The organism is Nocardia sp. NPDC057440, assembly GCF_042802915.1.
Taxonomy (GTDB): Bacteria; Actinomycetota; Actinomycetes; order Mycobacteriales; family Mycobacteriaceae; genus Nocardia.
Genome location: NZ_JBHVDF010000004.1, coordinates 258,416 through 279,432 on the forward strand (window position 1 = coordinate 258,416; position 21,017 = coordinate 279,432).

Sequence of the window (21,017 nt, forward strand, 5' to 3'; positions counted from 1 at the left end):
CCAACCCTGGTCATCGGTGCGGGTGCCTGGTACTGATTCGGTCCCGGTTTGCGGAGGGGGGGAGTGGCTGGGCGTTGGCCTCGGGCGCGGCGACCGATTGCTGTGGTGCCGCCGCGGCGAGTCGCTCCGCGGCGTGAGCGCCCCACGGTGTCGGCGATTGGTCGGTGTCGATCCAGGACCGCGCCGACGCGCTCGGGGCTTCCGTCCCTAGAGGGACGTCTGGTTGCTGTGATTCGCCCGCTGCGGGCGGCAATTCCGTTGAACTGCCTGCAGCGGGTGTTTGCTGGTTGCTCCACGGTGTCGGCGCGGATTCGGCCTGGGGTGAAATGGCGCGGGCTCCTGGCGTCGAATCGTCCGTGCCGGTAGCCGGCGAGCCGGGCGTGAGGCCTTCGATCAAATCGTCGGTTTGCCGCACCACATCGCCGGGATCGGTATCCGTGCCGAACTCGACGGCCGTGGCCGGCGGCTGTTGGTGGTCTCCCGGTGTGTCTCCCAGGTTGCTCGCGCCGGATTCTGCTACGGCTGCGGCGGGATTCGGGTCGATCATTTTGTTGCGGATGGCGGCGGCGACAATGAGTTCCGGTTCCGGGGGGACCCTGAGCGCGGCCGCGATCGTATGCAGTTCGTGCTCGTCGTAGTACTCGGTTCGGCCGGCGGCGAGATTGTTCAGCGCTTCGATGAGGGCGTCGACGGCGTTGACGGTCCGTGCCGCGGCAGCTGCGTCGCTGGCCACGTGGAGTTTTGTGCGGATCGAACGCATCCGCGCGCCGACCGTGCTGGCCCGGATATCGAACAGTCTCGCGATGTCTTCGTATTTGGTGCCGCGGATGCGATGCGCCAGGACACCGATTTCCTCGACGGTGTACTGGGTGAAATGCTTCAGCGAACCATCCGGCTCGAAAAGGCCGTAGCGGACCGCCTTGGTCAGCATCGAAAGCTTCTCTTCCGGGGTGCCGAGTTTATCGGCGGTGCCGAGTTTTTCGGCTATTACCTTGGTTTGCTTCTTGACCCAGACGACGGGTTCATCCCAGGATCTCGCAATCTCCTTGTTGCTCAGATCATCGGCGAACTGGTGGAGCATTTCGATCCGGTCGCGGCCGAGCTGGGGACTCGCGGTGGGTTCCCGGCCGGCCGCGGGCTGGGTGGGGTCTGCGTCGGCGGGCTTGCCGAGGATGGGGACTGTGGCTAGTTCGTGGGCGGCGTTGTCGTCGATGTGCAGGGGGAGCTCGGTGTCTTCCGCGGTTCCGAGGAAGGCGGCGTAGTAGCGGAGGTTGGGGTTGGTGTCGTCGCTGTAGGGGGTTTCCCAGTCCTCGATGGGGCGCATACGGGGGATACCGGGTTCGTCGGGGATGAGGTTGTCGGTGACGAAGAATTCGCCGCCGATGTTCTGGATGGTCCATGCGTGTGCGGTTCCGGTGTCGGCGGCGGCGACGACGGCCAATTCCCCATCGCGCAGTGCGTTGCGGATTGCTGTCAGAGGAGTGATCGTCGTGCCGGTTTGCGGGACTTGTTGGGTGGGGACCGGGTGTAGGCGGGCGCCGATGGCGCGGTGTAGGGCGGCGAGGTCGGTGGCGTAGTACTCGGGGAGGACTCCCCGGTTGTAGCCGTGTGCCCGGACGGTTCGCGCCACATGGTTGATGCAGCCGATGGCGCGCAGAGTGGCCACTGCCTCGTCTACGACCTCATGCAGGTCGGTGAGAGTTTCGGCGACTCGCAGGGAGGCTTGTTCGTCGGTGGCTGCGACAAGTGCCGTATGCAGTTGTTCGAGCTCGGCGCGGGCGGTGCGGGCGGTGCCGATGGTGGATTCGATCGCGGTGAGGATGTCAACCGCGGATTTCAGATGTGTTGTGCCGGTGGCGATGTCGCCGGTATCGAAGGCGTGCCGGGCTGCGATCATCAGGTCGGCGAGGTAGGCGCCGGCGGTGCCTGCCCGGTCGGGAAGCGACTCGGCGCGGGCGAATGCTTCTGCACGATAAGGCAAACGGTCTATGGCCTCGGTGATGGCGCTGTCGTCCGGGGCCACAGGCGGGGCCGTCCGCGGTCGCCGTGCAACCGCATCGGGATCGAGGGGAGTGCGGACCCAGGAGTCCGGGCCGGGAGTATGTGCAGATGCGGGGTACGGGTTCCTCGATTCGCCGACAGGCGATGGTGAGGTGACCTTTCCGTGGTCCCCTGCGGGCGGAATCACGCTTGGCTGCGCCGTCGTATTCGCTTGCGGTGCAGGTACTCCCGGCCTGGCATCAGGGATGGAAACGGTCACGCCGTGGAAACCATCGCCGAGGGCCGGGGTGCTGTTCACCAGGTCTACCACCGGTGTGCCGTTGTCGCGGTGAACGACGGCTTTGAACAGTGGCCGTTGGAGTGGCTGGAGTTGTGGTTGCGGCATGGCAGCCGGGGTGATGAAGCTCTTCGGTTTCCAGTCGGCGCGCCCGACCGCTATTCCTCCGACGGCCGATCCGGCCATCAGGGCTGCTTCTATCCACCCGGTTGCGGACCCGAAGCTGCTCAGCATGGAGCCGATGACTGCGCCGCCAAGGAATCCACCCGCGTTGCCGACGGTATCCAGGGCCGCCCACGCGCTGCCGTTTACCTTTCCGTCGACTACGCGTGAAAAGTGCGCGTTGAATATCTTGTTGTTGAACGCGTTCATAAAACCGACCACACCCAGAAGGGATCCGACGACAATCGGATCGCCGGTGGTCGCATACGCGATCGCGGGGCCGGCCCAGGACAGCTTCGAAAGGATATCGAATTCTCTGGTACCGGAGGGCCGGTCGATGACTCGGTCGACAAGTTTCTGCGGCACCGCATACGCAATCATGAGTCCGATAGAATTTGCTGCCGAGACCGCGCTCAGTGTGGCTACCGAGTAGTGATTGGCCGTGGCGACCGCCGCCATATGCGTACCCATTGTCGTGGATACGAATAGTGCCGGAAAATTCATTGAGAGGAAGCCGCGCATAAAGCGATCTCGCCATAACTCGCGGAAGCCATCCTTTAAGCTCGGTTTTATTTTCCCTCCCGGCTCCGCCGCTGGAAGCGTGTTCAGTGCCAGGTGATATAGGGTGTTGGTCGCCGCGGTGGCCGCGTACGGGAGTAGCGGGATTGATTGCACGAGTCCGGTCATGGATCTGCCGCCTGCACTGCCGAGGGCATTTTCCAGAAGCTTGAGGTTGTCCGCGGTCTTTCCTTCTGCCTTTGATGCCAGCTGTTTGGCGTAGACAAGGTTGGCTGTCTTGATGAGGGAAGCGAGGGCCGTAACGGAGAGATTGGTGACTATGATGGCCCCTACGGTTCCGGGTAGACCGGTTCCGAGATAGGCGAGGCTGGCCAACCCCACTCCGGCTGCACCGGCTGTTGCCAGTTTGAGCGTTTGGCGGGGGTCTTTCCCATCCGCAATCGGCCCAGCGGCAGAACTAACTATAAATTGGGTTCCAAATGCGAGGGAGGTCGTCCAGCCGGCCACGTTCAGCGAGCCGCCACTGGCAAGTATCGAAAAGGGGGTAGTGGCGATCAGGCCTTGGGTACTCAGAGTGCCTCCCACCGAAGTGTAGAACCGGGTTTTGATATCCGATTTGAAGATTTTTTTCAAGATGCCGGGCTTTGATGCCACATCGGGTTCGGTTGCCGGTGTGGCCGGAAGGCTCGTGTCATCGGCGCCCGCGGGCGTGTTGTCTGCGCGTCGCCGCTTGAACCACGGTGTCCCGTCCTTGCGATGAAGATCGACATACGCACCATTACGCACCGGATCGAAACCGAACGCCGGCGCTGCTGTCCGGCCCGGGAGGTCCAGCGCGGAGTTCACATCGACGGCGGGGGCGAGGGGATCGGTCACCTGCGGGACAGACGTGCCGTGCGCCCGATGATCGCGTTCGGCAGCCGGAAGTGGTTGCGGGGCAGTGCTTTCAGCGAAACGTTCCGGTACGAAAAGTTGCCCGGCACGCTTGAAGCCGTCGGGAGTGGGCAGCTCCGCGAGCTGCGATTCGGCGTCGACCGGCTTGGAGTCTTTCGGCGTGCCGGCGCCGATGAGGACGCCGGCGGCCGGCGAAACCTCGGGTTGTTCGAGCCTGGTGCGCAAAACTCCGGCGACGGCGCGGATGGCGTGAAGCTCGCGCATCTCGAATGTCTTGATGGCGACGCCTACCTCGGCGGCGGCCTCCGCGCGGTTCAGTCCGCGCACGAATCGCAGAGTTAGCGCTTGCTGGAAGCGAACATTGGTGAGCTCGGCGATGGCGGGCGCGAGGTCTTCCCGGAGCAGGTCGACCGCTCGTTCCGGGTGGCCCTGCGCGAGATGGTCATCGACCTGCCGTTGAAGTTCCTGGGCCTGCCGTGTGGTGAGCCGGACTCGGCGCTGAGCCGACGATCCGGCCGCGGGGTGGGCTGCCGTACCGCGATCCCCGGCGGCTGCCGGGCCCGTATGCCACGGTGTCGTGGGGGGAGCGGGCGAATCTGTTGTGCTGGACTGTGGTGAACCAGGGACAGTTGTCTCTCGGCCGGAACCGGCGGCCAACCGCGGCGTTCCGGTTTCCGGATTCTGTTCGGACACAGTCGTATTCGCGCCATCTTCGGTGACCGCCGCCGGCGCTACTCCCGGCCACGAAGTGGCTGCGACAGCCGCGGGGTCCGCGTCGGACTCAGGGTCCTCGTGACCGAGGTTGATCGGGGCGGGGATGACGTCGTCGTTCTTGTTGTTGTGTGGTGCGCCGAGGATTGGGCTGGGGACTTGTTCGTTGCGTTCGGCTGGTGTCGATGTCGCTTGTAGTGCTCCACGATTGGGTGTGAATGTGGCGACGAAGCGTTTTTGGATGATTTGGTCGTTGTAGGTGGGGTTCCATTGGGTCAGTGGCCGCGCCCGGTGGTTGTCACCTTCGATCAGTTTGTCGAAGACCAGCACGTTGCCTTCGACGCCATCGACATGGGTGATCACCCATACGTGTGCGTCGTCACCGTCGTCGACGACGAACACCGCGGTGTCGAGACGACCTTCTCGAACGTCTTCGATGTAGGAGGCGAACGGATCTGTCTCTGGATGGTTGGGGTCGGGGTGGATTTCTTTCAGTCCCGCAGCGAGTGCGTCCTCCAGACCGAGCCCGGTGGTTTCGTCGTCAGCGGCTATCGTTCCGGCGTCGTTGCCCAGCATTCGCACGATTCCCGTTGCCCATGGGACGCAACCTGCTACGCGATCGTGAAGTGTGCTAGACGAATTCGGGCCGGGACGTGGTGGTCTCCAACTGGCCTGCTGATGCGGTTCACCCGATTCGTGTCGGGTTTCCTCCGGCCCTTCTTCTTGTTCACCTGGAGTTCGGTCGCCCGGCGGCGGTGTGTCGGTGAGCATCCACGGTTTGATCCCGCCGGGGACAGCTCCGATCGCGGGATCGCCCCCTGCTCGCCGCGGATCCGTATCCAGTGCTTCGGCGAACTCGTTCCTGCCCTGCGGCATCGCGCCCAGCGCTGGCAGGCCCCGAATGTGCTGTGTCACTGCGGGTATGCCGGTCATGATTTCCGACCATGGCGTATCGGTGGGTGCCGTCGCAGTGGACGGTAGTGGAAGGGTGTCATCTGACCAGGCGATCCCAGATGCGGTCAGCCACTGGGTGAGTACTTCGTGCACAATGCGAAATGCCGGAACAGTCCGCTCGGGTTCCGGGCCGGGATGGAAGTGCCGGTAGCGGGCGGTGGCTGGCGTGCCGGCCCGGTCGATGTCGATCGTCACCTCGGCGGGTTCGCCGAGAACGGGGTGGATGATCGCAGCGATCGACAGGCCACCGTCGTGTGGGAAGTCGATGTGCTCGACTTCGAACCAGAATTCCTCGTTGCCGCCGCGGAGGTGTTCGGATATTTTCTTCGTTACTGCGGATCGTTCATGATCAGTAGAAGGTCCCGGAACCAATTCTTCTGCAGAATACTCACCTTCGTTCTCCGGCGGGTCCTGCCACGCCCCTCCGACATGATTGTTATCGAACTCGATGAATATACTCGATAAATCGAAGTTCTGACTCAGGCGGTGACGGACTTGTGCCCAGAACTTTGGGGTCTTGGTTGCGTGTTCGATGATCAGGCCGCTGAATATCCCAATAATTTCCGGCTTTCCTTCGACGAGGCGCCAGTATCCCCCGCCTGCGATGATGTTCGGCCCGTGCCTTCTACGGTATATACGCCGTTCGTTGTCATCGGCATACTTGGAGATATAAGCGTACAAAAGATTTGGATGTTCGGCGCTGCCATCCGCCGTGGTGATAATTTTGCCGCTGCGTAGGAGCAGAAAGCAATTCTGATTGAGGCCGGTCGTGAAGAGGTCACCGTCAGGGCCGATGAACAAGCCGTCCTCGTTCTCACCGAGAACGACGACTTCGACCGGTCGTTGCCAGAATTCATCGAATTCGGGATGGAACTTCGTGACCAGTTCCGCGCCGTCGTACTCCGTTCGACTCGGCCGGGCGGGAATGGGCTCGTGAGGGTGGTTCGCCGATGATGGTTCGGGCGGGCCCGGCTCCGCAGTAGCGAATTTGTTCCCCTCCGGGGTCCGATGCCACGGATTGGCTCCGGCCGGTGATTCGGTTTCGGCATTCTCCGGTGAGCGGGAACTATCGACGGCCTCGTCGTCGCCGAGATCGATGGCGACGGGGTCGATGCGATTGGCGGATGTCCCGCCCCGCTTCCACGGTGAGGGCTCGGTGGCGGAGTTCGACTGTGGCGCAACGGTTTGCGCTGGACCGTCGGATGAGTTCTGTGCAGGCCCAGGTGTTTCGGTAGGTGCGAAGTATGCGGGCTGTCCGTCGGCGCCCGGCCATACAACGGGTGCGGCGGGGTCTGCCGGTGCCACGTTGTGCTGCGGTTCCCCCAGCATCTCGGCGATATTGCGCATCCCGCGGTCGGCCATGCCGTAGTTCTCTTCGGCTTGGGCGGCTCGTAGTTTTCGTTCGGTCGCCGCCGCGACGCGGCCCACAGCGTCATCGCGAATTTCGGTGGCCGCCAACAGGTCCGACACGGCACGGAAGTGATCGAGCAGCAGTATGCGGCGCGCCCGGCTCATCGTCGCCGGATCGGGCTGCTCCGCGAAGGCGAGCAGTTGCTCCAGATACTCCGATATGTTTCGCAACATGTCGTATCGCCGCGTGGCCTCGGCAAGCTGCTCCCGGTGTACAGGATCGACCTTGTCGGCCTCGTTCCCGGCGTGCGCCATATCCGTGAATATCGCCTCGGCCACATCCTGAAGCCGCTCGAGCTCGCCGGTGACAAAGTGTTCCGCGGGCTGTGCCGGAATATCCTCGGGCGCCTGGTGAATTCGGTTCCAGACCGCCGAGAACGCGGCGAGCGCCGTTCCCAGCCGAATCTCCGCGGCCTCCTGCCGAGCCCGCAGGACAGCGGTTGTCCCTTCTCTCAGGCCCTCTTCGTATGCGGTGCCGGCAGCCGCTGCCTCATCCGAACGTGCCAGCCACCCCGCCGTCTGGTGCGCGAGTTGCTCCAGCAACCGTAGCCGCTCCTGCGAAACCGGAATATCGGTCCCGCGCCGCACGGCCAGCAACTCATCAATCAGGCCGATCACGCGATCCAGCACCGGATCAGCCTCTGCGCCATAATGTCTCGCGGCGACCGCATCGCGGAGGGATTGCAGGTGCGCGACATCCGAGGATTCCGCGTCGTGGTCGAGGTCGATCGCGACGGGGTCGATTCGGGGGGCGGAATTCGTGCGGGTGGCGGCAGCGGTGGTCTTGTGTCGGCTCGCGACGACGGTTCCGGCGCCGCTGGCGACGGTGACGTATCCCTGTTCGCTCAATGTCCGATAGGCATTGGCCAGAGAGGATTTGGATGGCATGCGCGGGTGCTGTGCGAGTTCGCGCACGGACGCGAGCAACCGCCCTTCGGGCAGTTGTCCGGAAAGAATGGCTTCGACCAGGGCGGATACGACATCCTCCGCGCTCGCGCGATGGTCGCCGCCGGCGAGATGTCGTCCGGCGGAAGTCTCGGCCATAAGGGCCACCAGCTGTTCCGGAGTGATCGGCCGGTCGGCTTCCGGGACCGGCGTTTCCGGCCATAGGCCCGGGTCCGCCACCACGGTCCCCGAACCTCGCCTGGCGACCACGTACCCCTCGGCGGCCAGCTGCCGGTACGCCGCGACAAGGGCGCCCGACGGCGACCCCATCCGCTCCGCGAGTTCGCGAGCCGAAGGCAGCAGCGTTCCGGGAGCGACGGTGCCGGAGCTGATCGCGTTCCGGATCACGGACGCCACTGCCCCGCGCCAGCCGATCGCCGCAGCGGTGTCGGCAAGCTCCTGGTTCGACATCGATCCAGTGAGGATATCGAGGAGTTCGTACGGTTCCCGAGTTTCCTCGGCCGGCCAACGGTCCGAGGGCGCCACCTCGGTGCCGAGCCGGGTGTCGTGATCGACATACCCTTCCGCGCTCAGCTGGTGGTATGCCTTACTCACTGCATTGGCCGTCGCCATTCCCAGCTGCTCGGCGAGTGCGGCCTGCTTGGGCATCCGCTGCCCGGGAAACAATCGGTCCGAAACAATCGCGGACCGCAGTGCAGATGCAAGTATTCGCCACTGGTTTCGATGGGTCCCGATGCGCGCAATCTCGGGAGACACGTCGACCAGAACCGTCAGCAGTTGTTCGGCCGCATCGGGTGCTTCCGCCTGCCAGGATTCCCGGTCCGTCACAAAGGTCCCGATAGCGTGCCGGGACACGAGCAACCCTTCGGTGGACAGTTGCAAGTATGTCTTGGAAACCGAGGATTTCGACAGGTTCAGCTTCTCCGCGAGGTCACCCGCCGCGGGTAGCATCCGGTCCGCGGCCAGCTGCCCCGAGAGAATCGCCTGGCGCAGTCGAGATTCGACTTCGTCCCGCCAATTCATTGCGGCTTCCGGTTCCGCCAGTGCCTCACTGGAGGGCACCCGGGCGAATATCGGGAGCAGCTGTTCCACCGTGATCGGTGCGGTCTCCGGATACCTTTCCTGATCAAAGATTCCGGCCAAGGCACGCACTGCGCGACGGTGCAGTTGTTTGATCGCGTCTTCGGTGCGATCCCCCTCGAGTTCGGCCGCGATCTGCCGGAATGTCAACTTGTCGCGATGCCGAAGTTCGAGGCATCGCTGTTGATCCCGGTTGCCGAGCTGGTCCATGGCAGTCCGCAGCGTGTCGAGCTTCTCGCTATCGCCCAGTGCCACTGCGTCCAAGGCTTCGTCGAAGCGGGCTTTGATCTCGGGCAGAGTGGTCGTGTCGGGAGCCACCACACGCGGCGGAGCTTCGAATGCGATGACTCGCTGGAGTATCGCCTGCACGACGATCGGTTTACAGCCTTCACCGCTGACGCCCAGCCTCCTTGCTGCCCGGGCCAGATGATTCTTGACGGTGTGTTTGGTGACTCCCATCCGCTCCGCGATTTCCCGCGGAGTCAACCCCGTGGCCGCCCAGTGAACCGCTTGAACCTGACGCGATGACATCGTCCCGTGCGCCGCCACATTCGAGACCGGCTCGAAATCGTCCGGTTCACCGATCAGGAGTTCGCCGCGGTTCAGGGCCGCGGCCATGGTCGCGACCGCCCCTTCCGTGCCGAGTTTCGCACCGGCTCCGGCGATATGGGCCCAGACCTGGCTCTCCGGAATTCCCAGCCGTGTGACGATGGAGGCGAATGTCATGTTCCGCGCTACCAGGTCGAGCACATCGGCCTCGATACGCGAGAGCACCATCTCGCCCGGATCGTGGGATTGCCTTGTGGCCGGTCGCCCTCGAATGGGTGCGATGGTGCCTTCGAGGTCGGCGTCGTCTTCGGGAATGGTGCCTGGCGGCTGCTCGTGAGCGCTGTCACGGCCCGTCGTCGTGTATAGGGCGGTCGCGGTTTTTCTGGTGTCGCTCCGGCTGTGGGGTGCGGCAATGTCGCCTGCAGTGGGTGTCAGGTGGTATTCGACGGATTGCTCGATGGTGTTCTTGCCGTTGGCGAAGGTGAGGCGCCGGACGGCGACGGTGCTTTCGGCAATCATGATTTGGGTTCCGCGTCCGCCCTCGCGGTCCCAATCTTGTTCGCCGTCGGTCCATTTCGGCAGTTTCGCGGCGGTTCCCGGTGCGATTTCGTTGGTGACGGTGACCCGTACCTCGCGCTCGGCTCCGGTGCCCGACACGGTCACGTCGAGAACTTCCTCCGGCGTGAGCCCGTGACTCTCGGCGTTGCTCTGCAGATGCTTCTTGGCGTTGGTGACCAATTCGCTGACCGCCCGCGCCAAACTGTCGATCAGCTCGCGGCCGAGCCTCGGACGCAGTTCCTCGAGTCGTGCCACGACCGCACGGCGCGTCTTGCCCACCTCGCGCTGGTACGGCGGAATCTCGTCCTCGTCGGTGTCCCCGAATATGTCCGCCCAGCGTTTGAGATCGAGCTCTTCCGACGACGCTGCGACGGGTGGCCGGGCGGCGCGTTCCACCGGCCCCGGCGTCGACCCGAGATGCCAGTCGGCCTGTACGTAACTGTGGTCACCGGTGATGTCGACGAGCCCGACGCGCAGCCCGCTCTCGGTGAGAACGGCGGTGACGGAGATGGTGCCCTGCCCCCACCGAACCGACGCACCGACGGCCTCGGCGATCTCGCGGATGTATTCGGGATCGGACCAGCCGTCCAGCAGATCAGCGAGTTGCCGTTCCACCCGTTGGGCTGCCGCGTGGTCGCCGGCGGCGATATCGGTGATGTGGATATCCGGCGCTGGGGATTCATCGGGCTCGCCGAAATCGATGGCGACGGGGTCGACGCGGTGGCCGGGCGTCGTCCGCTCTTCGCCACCGTCGCTCGATGTATTCGGATCGAGGTCGGCGAATGCGGTCTGAAGTTTCTGTACGGCCGCGCCGACGATGTGCTCGGCTTGCTCCGGTGAGATTCCCAAACGCCTCGCTACCCGAGTCAACGGGAGCCCTTCGTGCAGGTGCAGTCGTACAGCGTGTTCCGCGAGTTCGCGGTCGGGCAGATCCGACAGCGCCTGGCGCAGCGTGGCCGAAAAGTCCTTGGAGAGCGGCTGAATCGCGGCCAGGCGTTGTTCGAGAACCGCGCGTGCTTTGGAGACCTGTGCGAGTTCGAGGTTCAGTGATTGCGCGATCTCGGTGTCCGGGATCGACTTCGGTTCGTCAAAGGACCGGAGGTGAGTCTCCACTCGGACGACAAGTTTCCGGGTGCTCTCGTCCATGTCGCGAAACCGGCGTTCGAAATAGTCGTCCATGCAGGCGTATCTAGCGGTCGACCATGCGACATCGGTGAAATCGTCGACCGGTGCGAAGTTCAGGATGGCGATAGATATGTCGCGGGCAGCCAGTTGCACGAGGTCCTTGCGATGCTCGTTCGACTCGGCCCAGCTCGGTGCCGCCGCCCGGGCGATCCACGCGTATTCGTTGTAGATCTGCGCTTGGAGCCCGGCTTCCTCGCGAGATCCTTGCCGGGTGGCGATCAGATTCCAGAACAGGTTCTGTACCGCCGGGTTGACCACCTTCGCATTCGGGCGCGCATAAAAGCACTCGATCGCCTTGACCAGTACTTCGTTGGGGAATCCGAGGTTGTCTCGCAATGTCCGGAGCACGACGATCCGCGGCTTCGACAGTCCCCGCTCCATCCGCGAGACTGTCGATGTCGCCGTTCCCGCGCGCTCGCTGAACTTTTCTTGCGTCATCTCGAAATGGCGTCGCAGAGCCTTCAGCCATTGATCGATCGAGGTGTAGCGGGGATCATCGGGGCGCGGCAGTGTTCTCGGCGCGGGTGTTGGTTGCGGAAATAGTTTGCGTAACCTTTCCTGTCGCCGATCTGGTGTGGTCTCGTCCGCTCGGGAGTCGACCAGAGTAATGGAGAGGGCCACCATTTCGGAACCGGTTTTGGCGCCGAGCAGGTGGCGAATATCCCTGAAATACTCACTCACCGATGCGGGTGTTCTTCCAATGAGCTTCGCAATCTCCGAATAGGTCATACCCTCAGCCGCGAGCTCTATCAGTGCGATGTCTCTCGGGCTCGGCGTGACCTCGGCTGATTCGCTGTGCCGGCTGTCGATTATTCCTCTGCGTATTGCCTCTGCTACTACTCTCGGGCCCCGGCTCGGTATCCCGAACTGCTTGGCCACCGAAGTCAGTTGTTTTTCGGCGGTTCTGGGCGGTGCATGCCACTGTTCGTCTATGGCGTTGCTGACCCAGCCTCGGGCGAGCAGGCGCAGCAGTTCGACCTGTTGGTCGGTGAGTTGGTGATTTGCTTCGCCGTTCGCGTGGCGTCCCACCGTCTCGGACGGTGAACTAGGGTCGGTACCAGCCTGTGCGACGAAGTCCAGCAGGTCGCTGCGGAATTCGATACCGAGCTTGTCGGCGAGCTGGAGCCAGCGCGCGATGACATCATTCGCTGATATTCCCCACCGCTCCGCGATCTCGGCGTCGGTACGCCCCGCCACCGCCATTCGGAACAATTCCTGCTCGCCTTTGGTGAGAGCGCGATAGAGTTTCCTCTTGCTCACCGTCATGGTGCGGGCTTGTGCGTCAGGTGCGCGTCTGGCCGAGTTTGGACGCGGGGCTTCGGTGAACCAGTGATGCGCCGCATCGAGAGCCGCTTCGCGAACGTTGAGGTTCACCCGATGGGCGATCCGCAGAAAGTGCCCTGCGACGCGGGTGGTGGAGATCCCCCAACGCTCCGCGATCTCCTCGTTGGACAGTCCGCGTGCGGCCAAGTCGAGCAATTGGAGCTGCAGGCCGTTCAGCTCTGCCGATCCAACCCGGATCGTCGAGTGCGCGCCCCGTTCGGCAGCAACGGCGACCACGAACGCCTGAACAGCGGACCACAGTGCGCGGTCCTGCTTCAAGCGGTTGCCTGGTGGCACCGGTTGTGTGGCTCCGCCGGGCCGGAAGCGTCCTAGCCTCGTGCGCTGTGTGTCATTCAGTTCTGCGAGCGCGCGTTGCAGTTCCGATGTTGTCGCCTCGGCCAGCGATTGCCGGAGTTCGTCAGCGCCCCCAGCCTCGGTGAAGACCTGCTGGATGCGCTGCCGCAACTGTGCAAACCCGGCATGCTTGGGCATGAGGTTGCGCGCAATGAAGATCACCCAAGCCTCAACGTCCCGGTCGGGAATCTGAGTGAGGCGATCGACACTGGCGGCAAACGCCTCGTCCGCTATCTCCTGTGCCACTCGGGGTTCGGCAAAGGCGGTTGAGATCCACCGAAAAACTCTGTCGCCGAACTGGCGCCGCAGCACAGCGATTGCCTCGTCCCGGCGATCCTGTGCGACGTATCGCTCGAGCAACTGCCGGAATGCGGTTGCCGGCACACGGGCGCTGGGCGACCCTAGTTCACCCGCTGATGCCGCGACGGACTCCTCAGAGGACAGATCAATCGCTCCCGGATGGGCCGTTTTCCCGTGCCGGGCATCGGATTCGGAAGATTTCTCTCCGTCGGAGGTGTCGTCGAGGTCGATGGCCGCCGGATAGCTTCTCTGTGTGGGTGTTACGCCGGGTTGCTGCCACAACTCCGCTGGAAGGGCCGACCGGTCCTTCCAGCGTTCGCGCGCCTTCGCCGCAGCTGAATTCTTCTTCGCTGCAGTCGGTTCGGGTGTTTGCGGGGGCGTCTGACCGGCGCTTCGGGCCCCGTAGGAGGCGGCGGTTTCGCGGTGTTCGTTCTCGAGTCGGTCCAGTTCGTGGAGGACGAAGCCCTGCGGCCCGCCGGGGTTCAGGAATGCCGGAGCCTGATCCGCGCAGGCCGCGCGGTCCCCGGGAGACATGGCGCGCCATGCCTGGGCGAGCTTTCTCGCGATGCCGTCCGGACCGACGCTGGGACGGAAGCTGGAAGCGACCGGGATGAGTCCGGGATTGCTTGCGCGCGCAGCGGCAAGGGCGTTGCGGTGCTCGGCGTTTCGCCACACCTCGGCGACCGGGACTCCGCGCAGCAGCGCTTGAAGTGCGTAGGCCGGATCGGTGAAATCCTTCGGTGCGCTCCTGCCGAAGGCGTTGTTCGCCTCGGCCAGTGCCTCCGCCGGGTTGAATACCGGGAGGGTGCCCAGGGTCAGCTTCGAGCTGGGCTCGGCCTGGATGATCCGTTCGCGGGTGCCGGCGTCGAGTCGTTGTAGCCATGCCTGGTACAGCGGTTCGAGCTCGACCTTGCCGTCTCGGGTCGACAGCCCGGCCCGCAGTGCCCACGCCTCGATCGACTCCTGGCTGTCGAAACTGCTCACCCACGCGTCGAACGCCTCAAACAGCCGGTCGTCCGCGCGCAGCGCCTTCCTGCCGCGGCTGTATCCGTCGAGCTGTCCCATCCAGTCGTCGAACCGAGCGTCCCGCGGAAGCGAACCGGCCGCCCGCAGACCCGTGAAATGCGAGTACATGAAGCCGAATGCCCGTGCTTCCACCGAATCGGCGTAGTTCCCGAGTCGAGCGGCCTGGTCGCGTAGGTGTGACATCTCGTGACTGATGGAGTCGTACACCGGATCGCCCGTGGGAGCCATCAATCGGCCCTTGCGGACCAACATGTCCATGGCGTTGCGGAACTCCTCCGGATTGCCGAAGAGATTCTCGTTGAGCACCATGACGACCGGTGGCGTGTCGGTAATGCTTCCGGCGTCCCAGATGACAGCTCCCGTCATACCCGCCATGGGCGCCACCAGAATGACGTCGAGACGGATGAACGGGTTCTCGTCGAACGCGTCCACTATCGCGTTCCTGACGGACAAGGCCGTGGCCACCGAAATACACGCCTTGTCCAACCCGAGGACCTCGACGCCGTAGGCATCGAACAATTCGGCGGCGACGGCCTGCTTGGTGAGTCGCTCGGACTCCGCGACCGGTGCCGGATCCGCAACGGCGGGTGCAGCGTCCGCAACCTGCCGGGAATCCGTCTGCGGCGCGAAGACCTGTGGTCCCACACCGGAGACGACTCGTTGCAACACCGCCTGCACCACGGTCGGAATCAGGCCGACCGCACCGAGTTTGCGGCCGGCGCGAGCGAGATGGGCCGCGGCGGCATCCTTGGTGATCGTGAGCTGTTCGGCGATCGCGGCGGGTGACAGTCCGACGGTCGCCAGCTCCAGCACCTCGACCTCACGCGGGGTCAGGGTGCCGTGGGCCACCGCATTCGACAGCGGACGGCTGTGGTCGGGCGCGCCGACGGCGAGCTGCCCGCGACTCAGCGCCGCTGTCATCGTCGCGACATCGCCTCTGGTGCCGAGCTTCATCCCCGCCCGGGCGATGTGACCGCGCACCGCCCGCTGCGTCATCCCCAACGTGGCGCAGATGGCTTCGAGCGCTACGTCGTTCGCAACCAAGGTGAGTACCTCGGCCTCGATGGCCGCCAGATCCGGCATGTGCTGTGGGGCGTTCTCGCCCAGTGCCAGTACCTGCTCGCCCAGCTGTGCGATGGCCTCGGCGTGGGCAGCGGTGAGGCCATCGCCCTGCTGCACCGTCTGCGCCGCGTCGGCGACCAGTTGCCGCTGTTCCGGCGTGAGGTGATTCAGACCGGTGTGCAGCATATTTCGGGCGGCTTCGGTCAGGTCCTCGCCTCCGGTGGGGTGCGTCCCGGTTTGTGTGTGCGTTACCGCGGCGATGGCCTGCACCACCGGCGAGAAGGCCGCAGCCTGTGCGCCGGGGGCCTGCAACACCCCCACGATGTTCTGGAAGGCGTTGTTGCCATTTGTATTACGGGGGTCGAGGACGGACGGTGAATCGTTCTGCCGACCGCCGGATGGCACATTCGTGTCGGCCGCGGGGTCCCCTGCCGAGCGCGGATTCGCGGTGGTTACGGCAGCGTGCTGGTCGTCATTCGGTCGGGCACCGTCGGTGGTCGGCATGCCCGGCGTCTGCACTGCTTCGGCAGTGGGTGCTGCCGCACGGTGCTGACTGCCCTGTGCGTTCGTCGGATGAGCGGCGGATGTTGCGGAGTCGGTCGTGCCGTCGGTCGTGCGGTCGTCCGATCGGCCTTCGTCCGATGCGCTCGCTGCGGCGGCAGTCGCGGGAGCACCGACGATGTGCTGGGTGCCAGTCGCTTTCGCAGCATCGGCGGCGAGTGGTACGGAGTCCGGCCGATCGCTCGGCCTTCCCGTACCCAGCCCGTTCGCACCGCCATTGTCCGATGCTCCGGGCGCCGTAACTCCCGGTGTGCCGGCCGGGACTGCCGCAGCCGCGGCCTGCGCACCGGCCGCAGCCGAAGCCGGTGCACCAACTGCGGTGGTCGCGGCGACTGAGTCAGCCGGAGCGGTGGTGGTGACGGCCGTGGCCTGTGGTGGAGGCGCTGGCGGCCGATGTCGTGGTTGTCCCGAAGCCGGTGTGGCGGCGGGATCGTGACCCGAGGCCGGTGGCGCGTTGGGCAGGTGAGCCGAGGCTGGATCGGCGGTAGGGCGGACGACGCCGGACGGCTGGAGTTTCGACACCAGCCCGCGGATATCGGCTTCCGCCGCATTGAGGTTGTTTCGGCTGTTCTCGAGGTTGTTGGTGGCGGCGTCCAGTTTCCGCTGGGATTCCGTGGTGGGCGCGGCGCGATGCTCGCCTACAGCGGCCTGATGCTGGGCGAGCGCGGACTCGTGCTGGGTCTCGGCCGCGATGTATCGGATGACCGAGATCTGAGCCTGGGGGCTCTTGGCGAAGAGGGGATCGTCCAAGGCGATGTAGTACTGGACGCTGCCCTTGCCGCCGCTGCGAGCGGTGCGGTTCTCGGCCTGGATGTCGATGTCGCGGTGTTCGGCCGACCGGCTGGACTTCAGGACATGCAGCCCGCCGCGCTCGTTGATCTCGGGGCTGATGGGAATGTCGACACCGCGCGCACCCTGCCGGTTGATGACAAGGACCATGCCCTCCTTGCCGGCCTCCTTGAAAATCGCCAGCAGATCGGCTTCGGCGGTGACACCGTGCTCGAGGAACCATTTCGCATCGACGGCAACGTGTTCGATGCCCCGCGCGGTCAGCTTCGCCGATACCGCGGCAACCTCACTGTTGCGGTCGCAGATTACCTCTATCGGGCGACCGGTGGCGTGCATCTCGGCGACGCCGTCGGCCATCGCCTCATGTTTCTCTCCTTGGGTGCCGACACGGATGTCGTTGGCGGGGTCGGCACCCTCCAGTTCCGACGGTTTCAAGCGGGGAATGTCGATGATCTCCCGCGTGGACTTGTCGGCACCGTCCGTTCCGATCTGCCGCAGTTCGGCGTCGGCGTTGTCGGTGGTGGCAGAAAGGCCGCTGAACTCGTCGCACAGCTCCGAGGAGAACAGCTCCCGCACGGTGACGGTTTTGGTGCTGGTGGGATCGGCGCGGATCCGGATGCCGTGCTTGGCTTCGACGGCTTGAGCCAGCCCACCGTTCCAACGACTCTCGGTCGAGGTCTCCGCATCGAACATCACCTTGTGCGTGGTCTGATCGATGATGTAGACCTTGTGGGAATCCGGGTTCAGTACCTTCTTGCTGTTGACGACCAGGACGTTCCCGTCGCTGTCGGTAAGGAATTCCGGCCCGAGTTCAGGGTGATGCCAGACCACGTAGTCGTCGTTCTCGATGTGGCGCCACTTGGCGGTGGCGGCCATGGCGATCCGGTGCGCCTCGGACTCGCTCGGGATGCGGCCGATGATCTTCTCGAGCTTCGCGGTCAGTTCGCCACCGAGGATGTGCTCGACCTTCGCGCGGTCGCTTCCGGTCAATGTGGTGTGGTCTTCGCTCGCCCCGGCGGCACGAACGAAATCAGCCTCGCTCAGCAGTCCGGCCTTCACGGCGTCCTGGAGGAAGCCGTGGACATCCTCGACTCGTGCGGTTACCTCCGGACTGGCAGCGTTGCCGGCACCCTCGGAGAGGATGAACACCGAGCCCTTGACGGCCGCGTCGACTTCGTCGACCTGTTTGATCCTGCCGGGCGCGACATTGCCGCGGAGTTCGCCGAAGCCGTCCGAGTGCAGCGTGCCGAAGGAGATCGTGGCCTGGCCCTCGGCCACCGGTGCATAAGGATTGTCCGGGTTCATGAGGCGGATATCGAAGCCGTAGTTCCCGAACAACTTCTGACCGATGTCGTATGCCTCGAGTGCGAGGGTGTCCATGGTCGTGAGCACTCGCACCGGTTCGCCCCGGGCGGCTCGCAATGCCGACGCGGCCTGGAATACCAGTGTCTTGCCCTCACCCGCCTGCATCCTGCCCACATGACCGTCGCGCACGGCCAGCATTCCCATCACCTGGGTCCAGCGCAGGACCTTGCCTTCGCCGCGATTGATCACCTCGATCACGGCCAGGGCGGCCTCGCGGTCGTTGCCGCTGAACAGCATCGCCTTCAGTTCCTGGTCCGAGACGGTGCTCCAGTCTCGGGACTCGTACTCCATGAGGATGTCGTCGGCCTGGGCCCGATACGCCCGCGCCAGCGCCTTGGCGGAATCCTCGCCTGCATCGGGTTGCTCGTCACCACGATGCTGATCGCCGTCGTCGTCTGCGCGCGCATGCTCCGGCTCGGGCTCACTACGCGTGCCGGTGGCCTCGGGGTCGTCGTCGGCCTGCGTTCGGACGCCCTCCTCGTCCGAATGCGTGTGTTCCGGCTCGGGCTCCTTGCCGGTGGCCTCGGATTCGGGCTTGTCTCGAGCACCGGTGGCGTCGGGATGGTCGTTGGCCTGCTGCTCGGGGCCGTCATCGGTCGCGCGGCCGTGTTCGGGCTCCGGCTCGCGCGAAGGAGCGTCGTCCTGGCCGCGGCCGCGCGACGACTCGTTCGGGTCGACCGCCGGAGGACGTTCTCCCGCAGCGGGTTTCGGGGCCGAGACTCGTGGTGGGCCGTCTCCCGGGGCAGCGCGCGAGTCGGATCCCGCGGGCGGTCGTTCCTCGCCGGTCACGGCTTTTCCTGCGGGTCGCGGCCGCGCCGCTGCGGCGGGCCGGTCGCCGCTGTTGCGCCCGTGCTCATCGAGGTGCACAGCCGGCGCTTTGGGCTCCGCCACCGCCGTCATGGTGGGCGCGAGACTGTCATCAGACGTCTTCGGGGCCGAACCGTCGGGTTGTCCGGCCTTGATGTGCTCGGAGTCGACCACGCGGGGCGCCCGAGCAGTCGGCTGGGCGGCTTCGGAGTTCGCCGGAATCGGTTGCTCTGATGCGTCTTTCGCCGCCGCGGGTGCCTCGCCCGGATCGCCGTCGGCGCGAGTCCGCACTGCGCCGGAGCCGGCGTCGGAGTCGGTGGAGTGCCCGCCTGCCTTGGTTTCGGTGGCTTGGTCCGCACGCTCGGCTGCCTTCGGTGAGGTGGCGGGCCCGTCTTGTGTTCGGTCACCGCTCGTTTCGGCGTGACCGCGTGCCTGCCCGGCACCCGATCCGGATTCCGAGTCGGCGGGATGCGGTGTCGCTGTGCTTGTTTCAGGGCGCGTGTGTGTGTTGTCGCCCTCCACCGCCGGCCGGGCGCGATTCGGTGCGCCGTCTGCCGGGTGTGGCGTATTCGGTGCGGTAACCGTTGCGCGTTCCGGTCGTACGGAGCTCGGTGATTTGGGGCTTTCCCCCGGAGCGGGGTGCGCCGTGACCGCCGCACCATCGGCGGGATGCTTCGGCGCGGGTGTTGTTCCGGAGACGGTTTCGCTGCCCGCGTGTTTCGGTCCGCTCGAGTTCTCCGAGTTGTGGCGCGCGGCGAGGATATCCCGGAGCGGAGTGGCGTGCGGCTCCGGCGATTTCGGTGCGATTGGGTTCGCGGCGACCGGGTCGGCGGCCGGGGGGCGAGACGGGAAATCGACCACCTTGACCGAATTGACATTGTCGGGCAACGCATTCCGCAATCCGACGGGATTCCAGTCCGAAGTGTTGACGGTCGCGGACGGCGGGGCGGACCGATCTCCAGTGGCCTCCGGCCCCGCCAGTGCGAAGAGCTCTTCGAGCTGCATCTGCCCACGCCCGGCCGGTGGGGTGCTCGAATCGGCATCGGCGGCGGTCGGGCGAGGGAGTGCGGCCACCGCCTCGGCGAGGTTGCTGCTGTTGGAGGCAGCTTCCCCCCGCGCCACCGGCGGGGCGGCACCCACACCAGGCTGGGCGGCCGCGCGTATGCCTGCGGCACCGTGCGCGGCAGCACCGACGAATCCACCCGTGATCGCGGGCAGCAGTCCCTCGGAGAGGTTACCGAGGGTGAGATCTTCCCCGGAGAATTTCAGCGCCGCCGCGGCACCTGCCAGACCACCGGCGATGCCGCCGCCGGCGCCGACTACGGCGGTCCCGGAGACTTGAACCAGCAGACGCACGCCGGTGCGGGCGGACCGCCCGGCCAGGGCGGTGGTCGCCGGTATGGCCCAGCGGTTTCCGAACCACCGGCCGAAGAGCATGCCTACCCCGCCACCGATACCGCCGGCACCGGCGGCGATACCTGCTGCTTTCCGGTCCATCTCGTCGCGATCGCCGTCGGCGACCTGGTTCAGCTGCACCGCGGCGTTGATGCCGCCACCCTGGATTGCACCGATCGCCGCCATCTTGCCGGCCAGCCTGAGTGCGCCACGTTCGGCCGCCAGCCGCATGCTCTGCCCGGAAAGGTACTGCAACATTTTCGCCCAGGCCCACCGCACCGCGGTCTTGGTCCGCATTGTGGCGATGTAGGCCTCCAGCGCACCACCGAAGGTGAAGGTGATGGCGGCGTGTGCCAGGGTCCAGGTCAGGATTACCGCGAATCCGATGACGGTCCACTTCTGCACCTCTAGGCTGTTGGCTCCCTCGTACTGCTCTTCGGCGAGCGTGTCGGTGTCGTCGGCTTGGGCACGGAAATACTCCGCTGTCTGGCGGTACCCCTCCTCGGCGCTGTCACCGGTCTGCCCCCGAATGATGTGCCGCAGCGTGGCCTTGTTGTCGTAGTGTTCCGCCTGTGTGCGGAGCCAATCGGCCTGGTCCGACAAGTAGTCGCCGCATCGGCGCATCGCGTCTTCGTTGCCGACCGGAAAATGGCCCGCCACGCACTCCACGACGGGTGCGGGCAGCCAAGAAGGGAGGTCTAGCGGCATAGTCGAGCCGGTCCACTCATCTGGCGGCCGGCGGCCGCACTCGTGGCGTCGCCACCGTCAACTGCACCAGCACAGTGGCATTCTCCTGCCCGGCGCCCGTCTTCCTGCCGGTGGGAATGGA

At 65.2% G+C, this 21,017-nt stretch carries 1 protein-coding gene; it reads right to left on the minus strand.

What is annotated here, in order from left to right:
- Positions 1 to 10 precede the first annotated feature (10 nt).
- A complete protein-coding gene (locus tag ACFU4Z_RS10275) occupies positions 11 to 20,896 on the minus strand; it encodes a LuxR C-terminal-related transcriptional regulator (RefSeq protein ID WP_379061157.1) in 20,886 nt (6,961 codons plus the stop codon).
- Positions 20,897 to 21,017 lie beyond the last annotated feature (121 nt).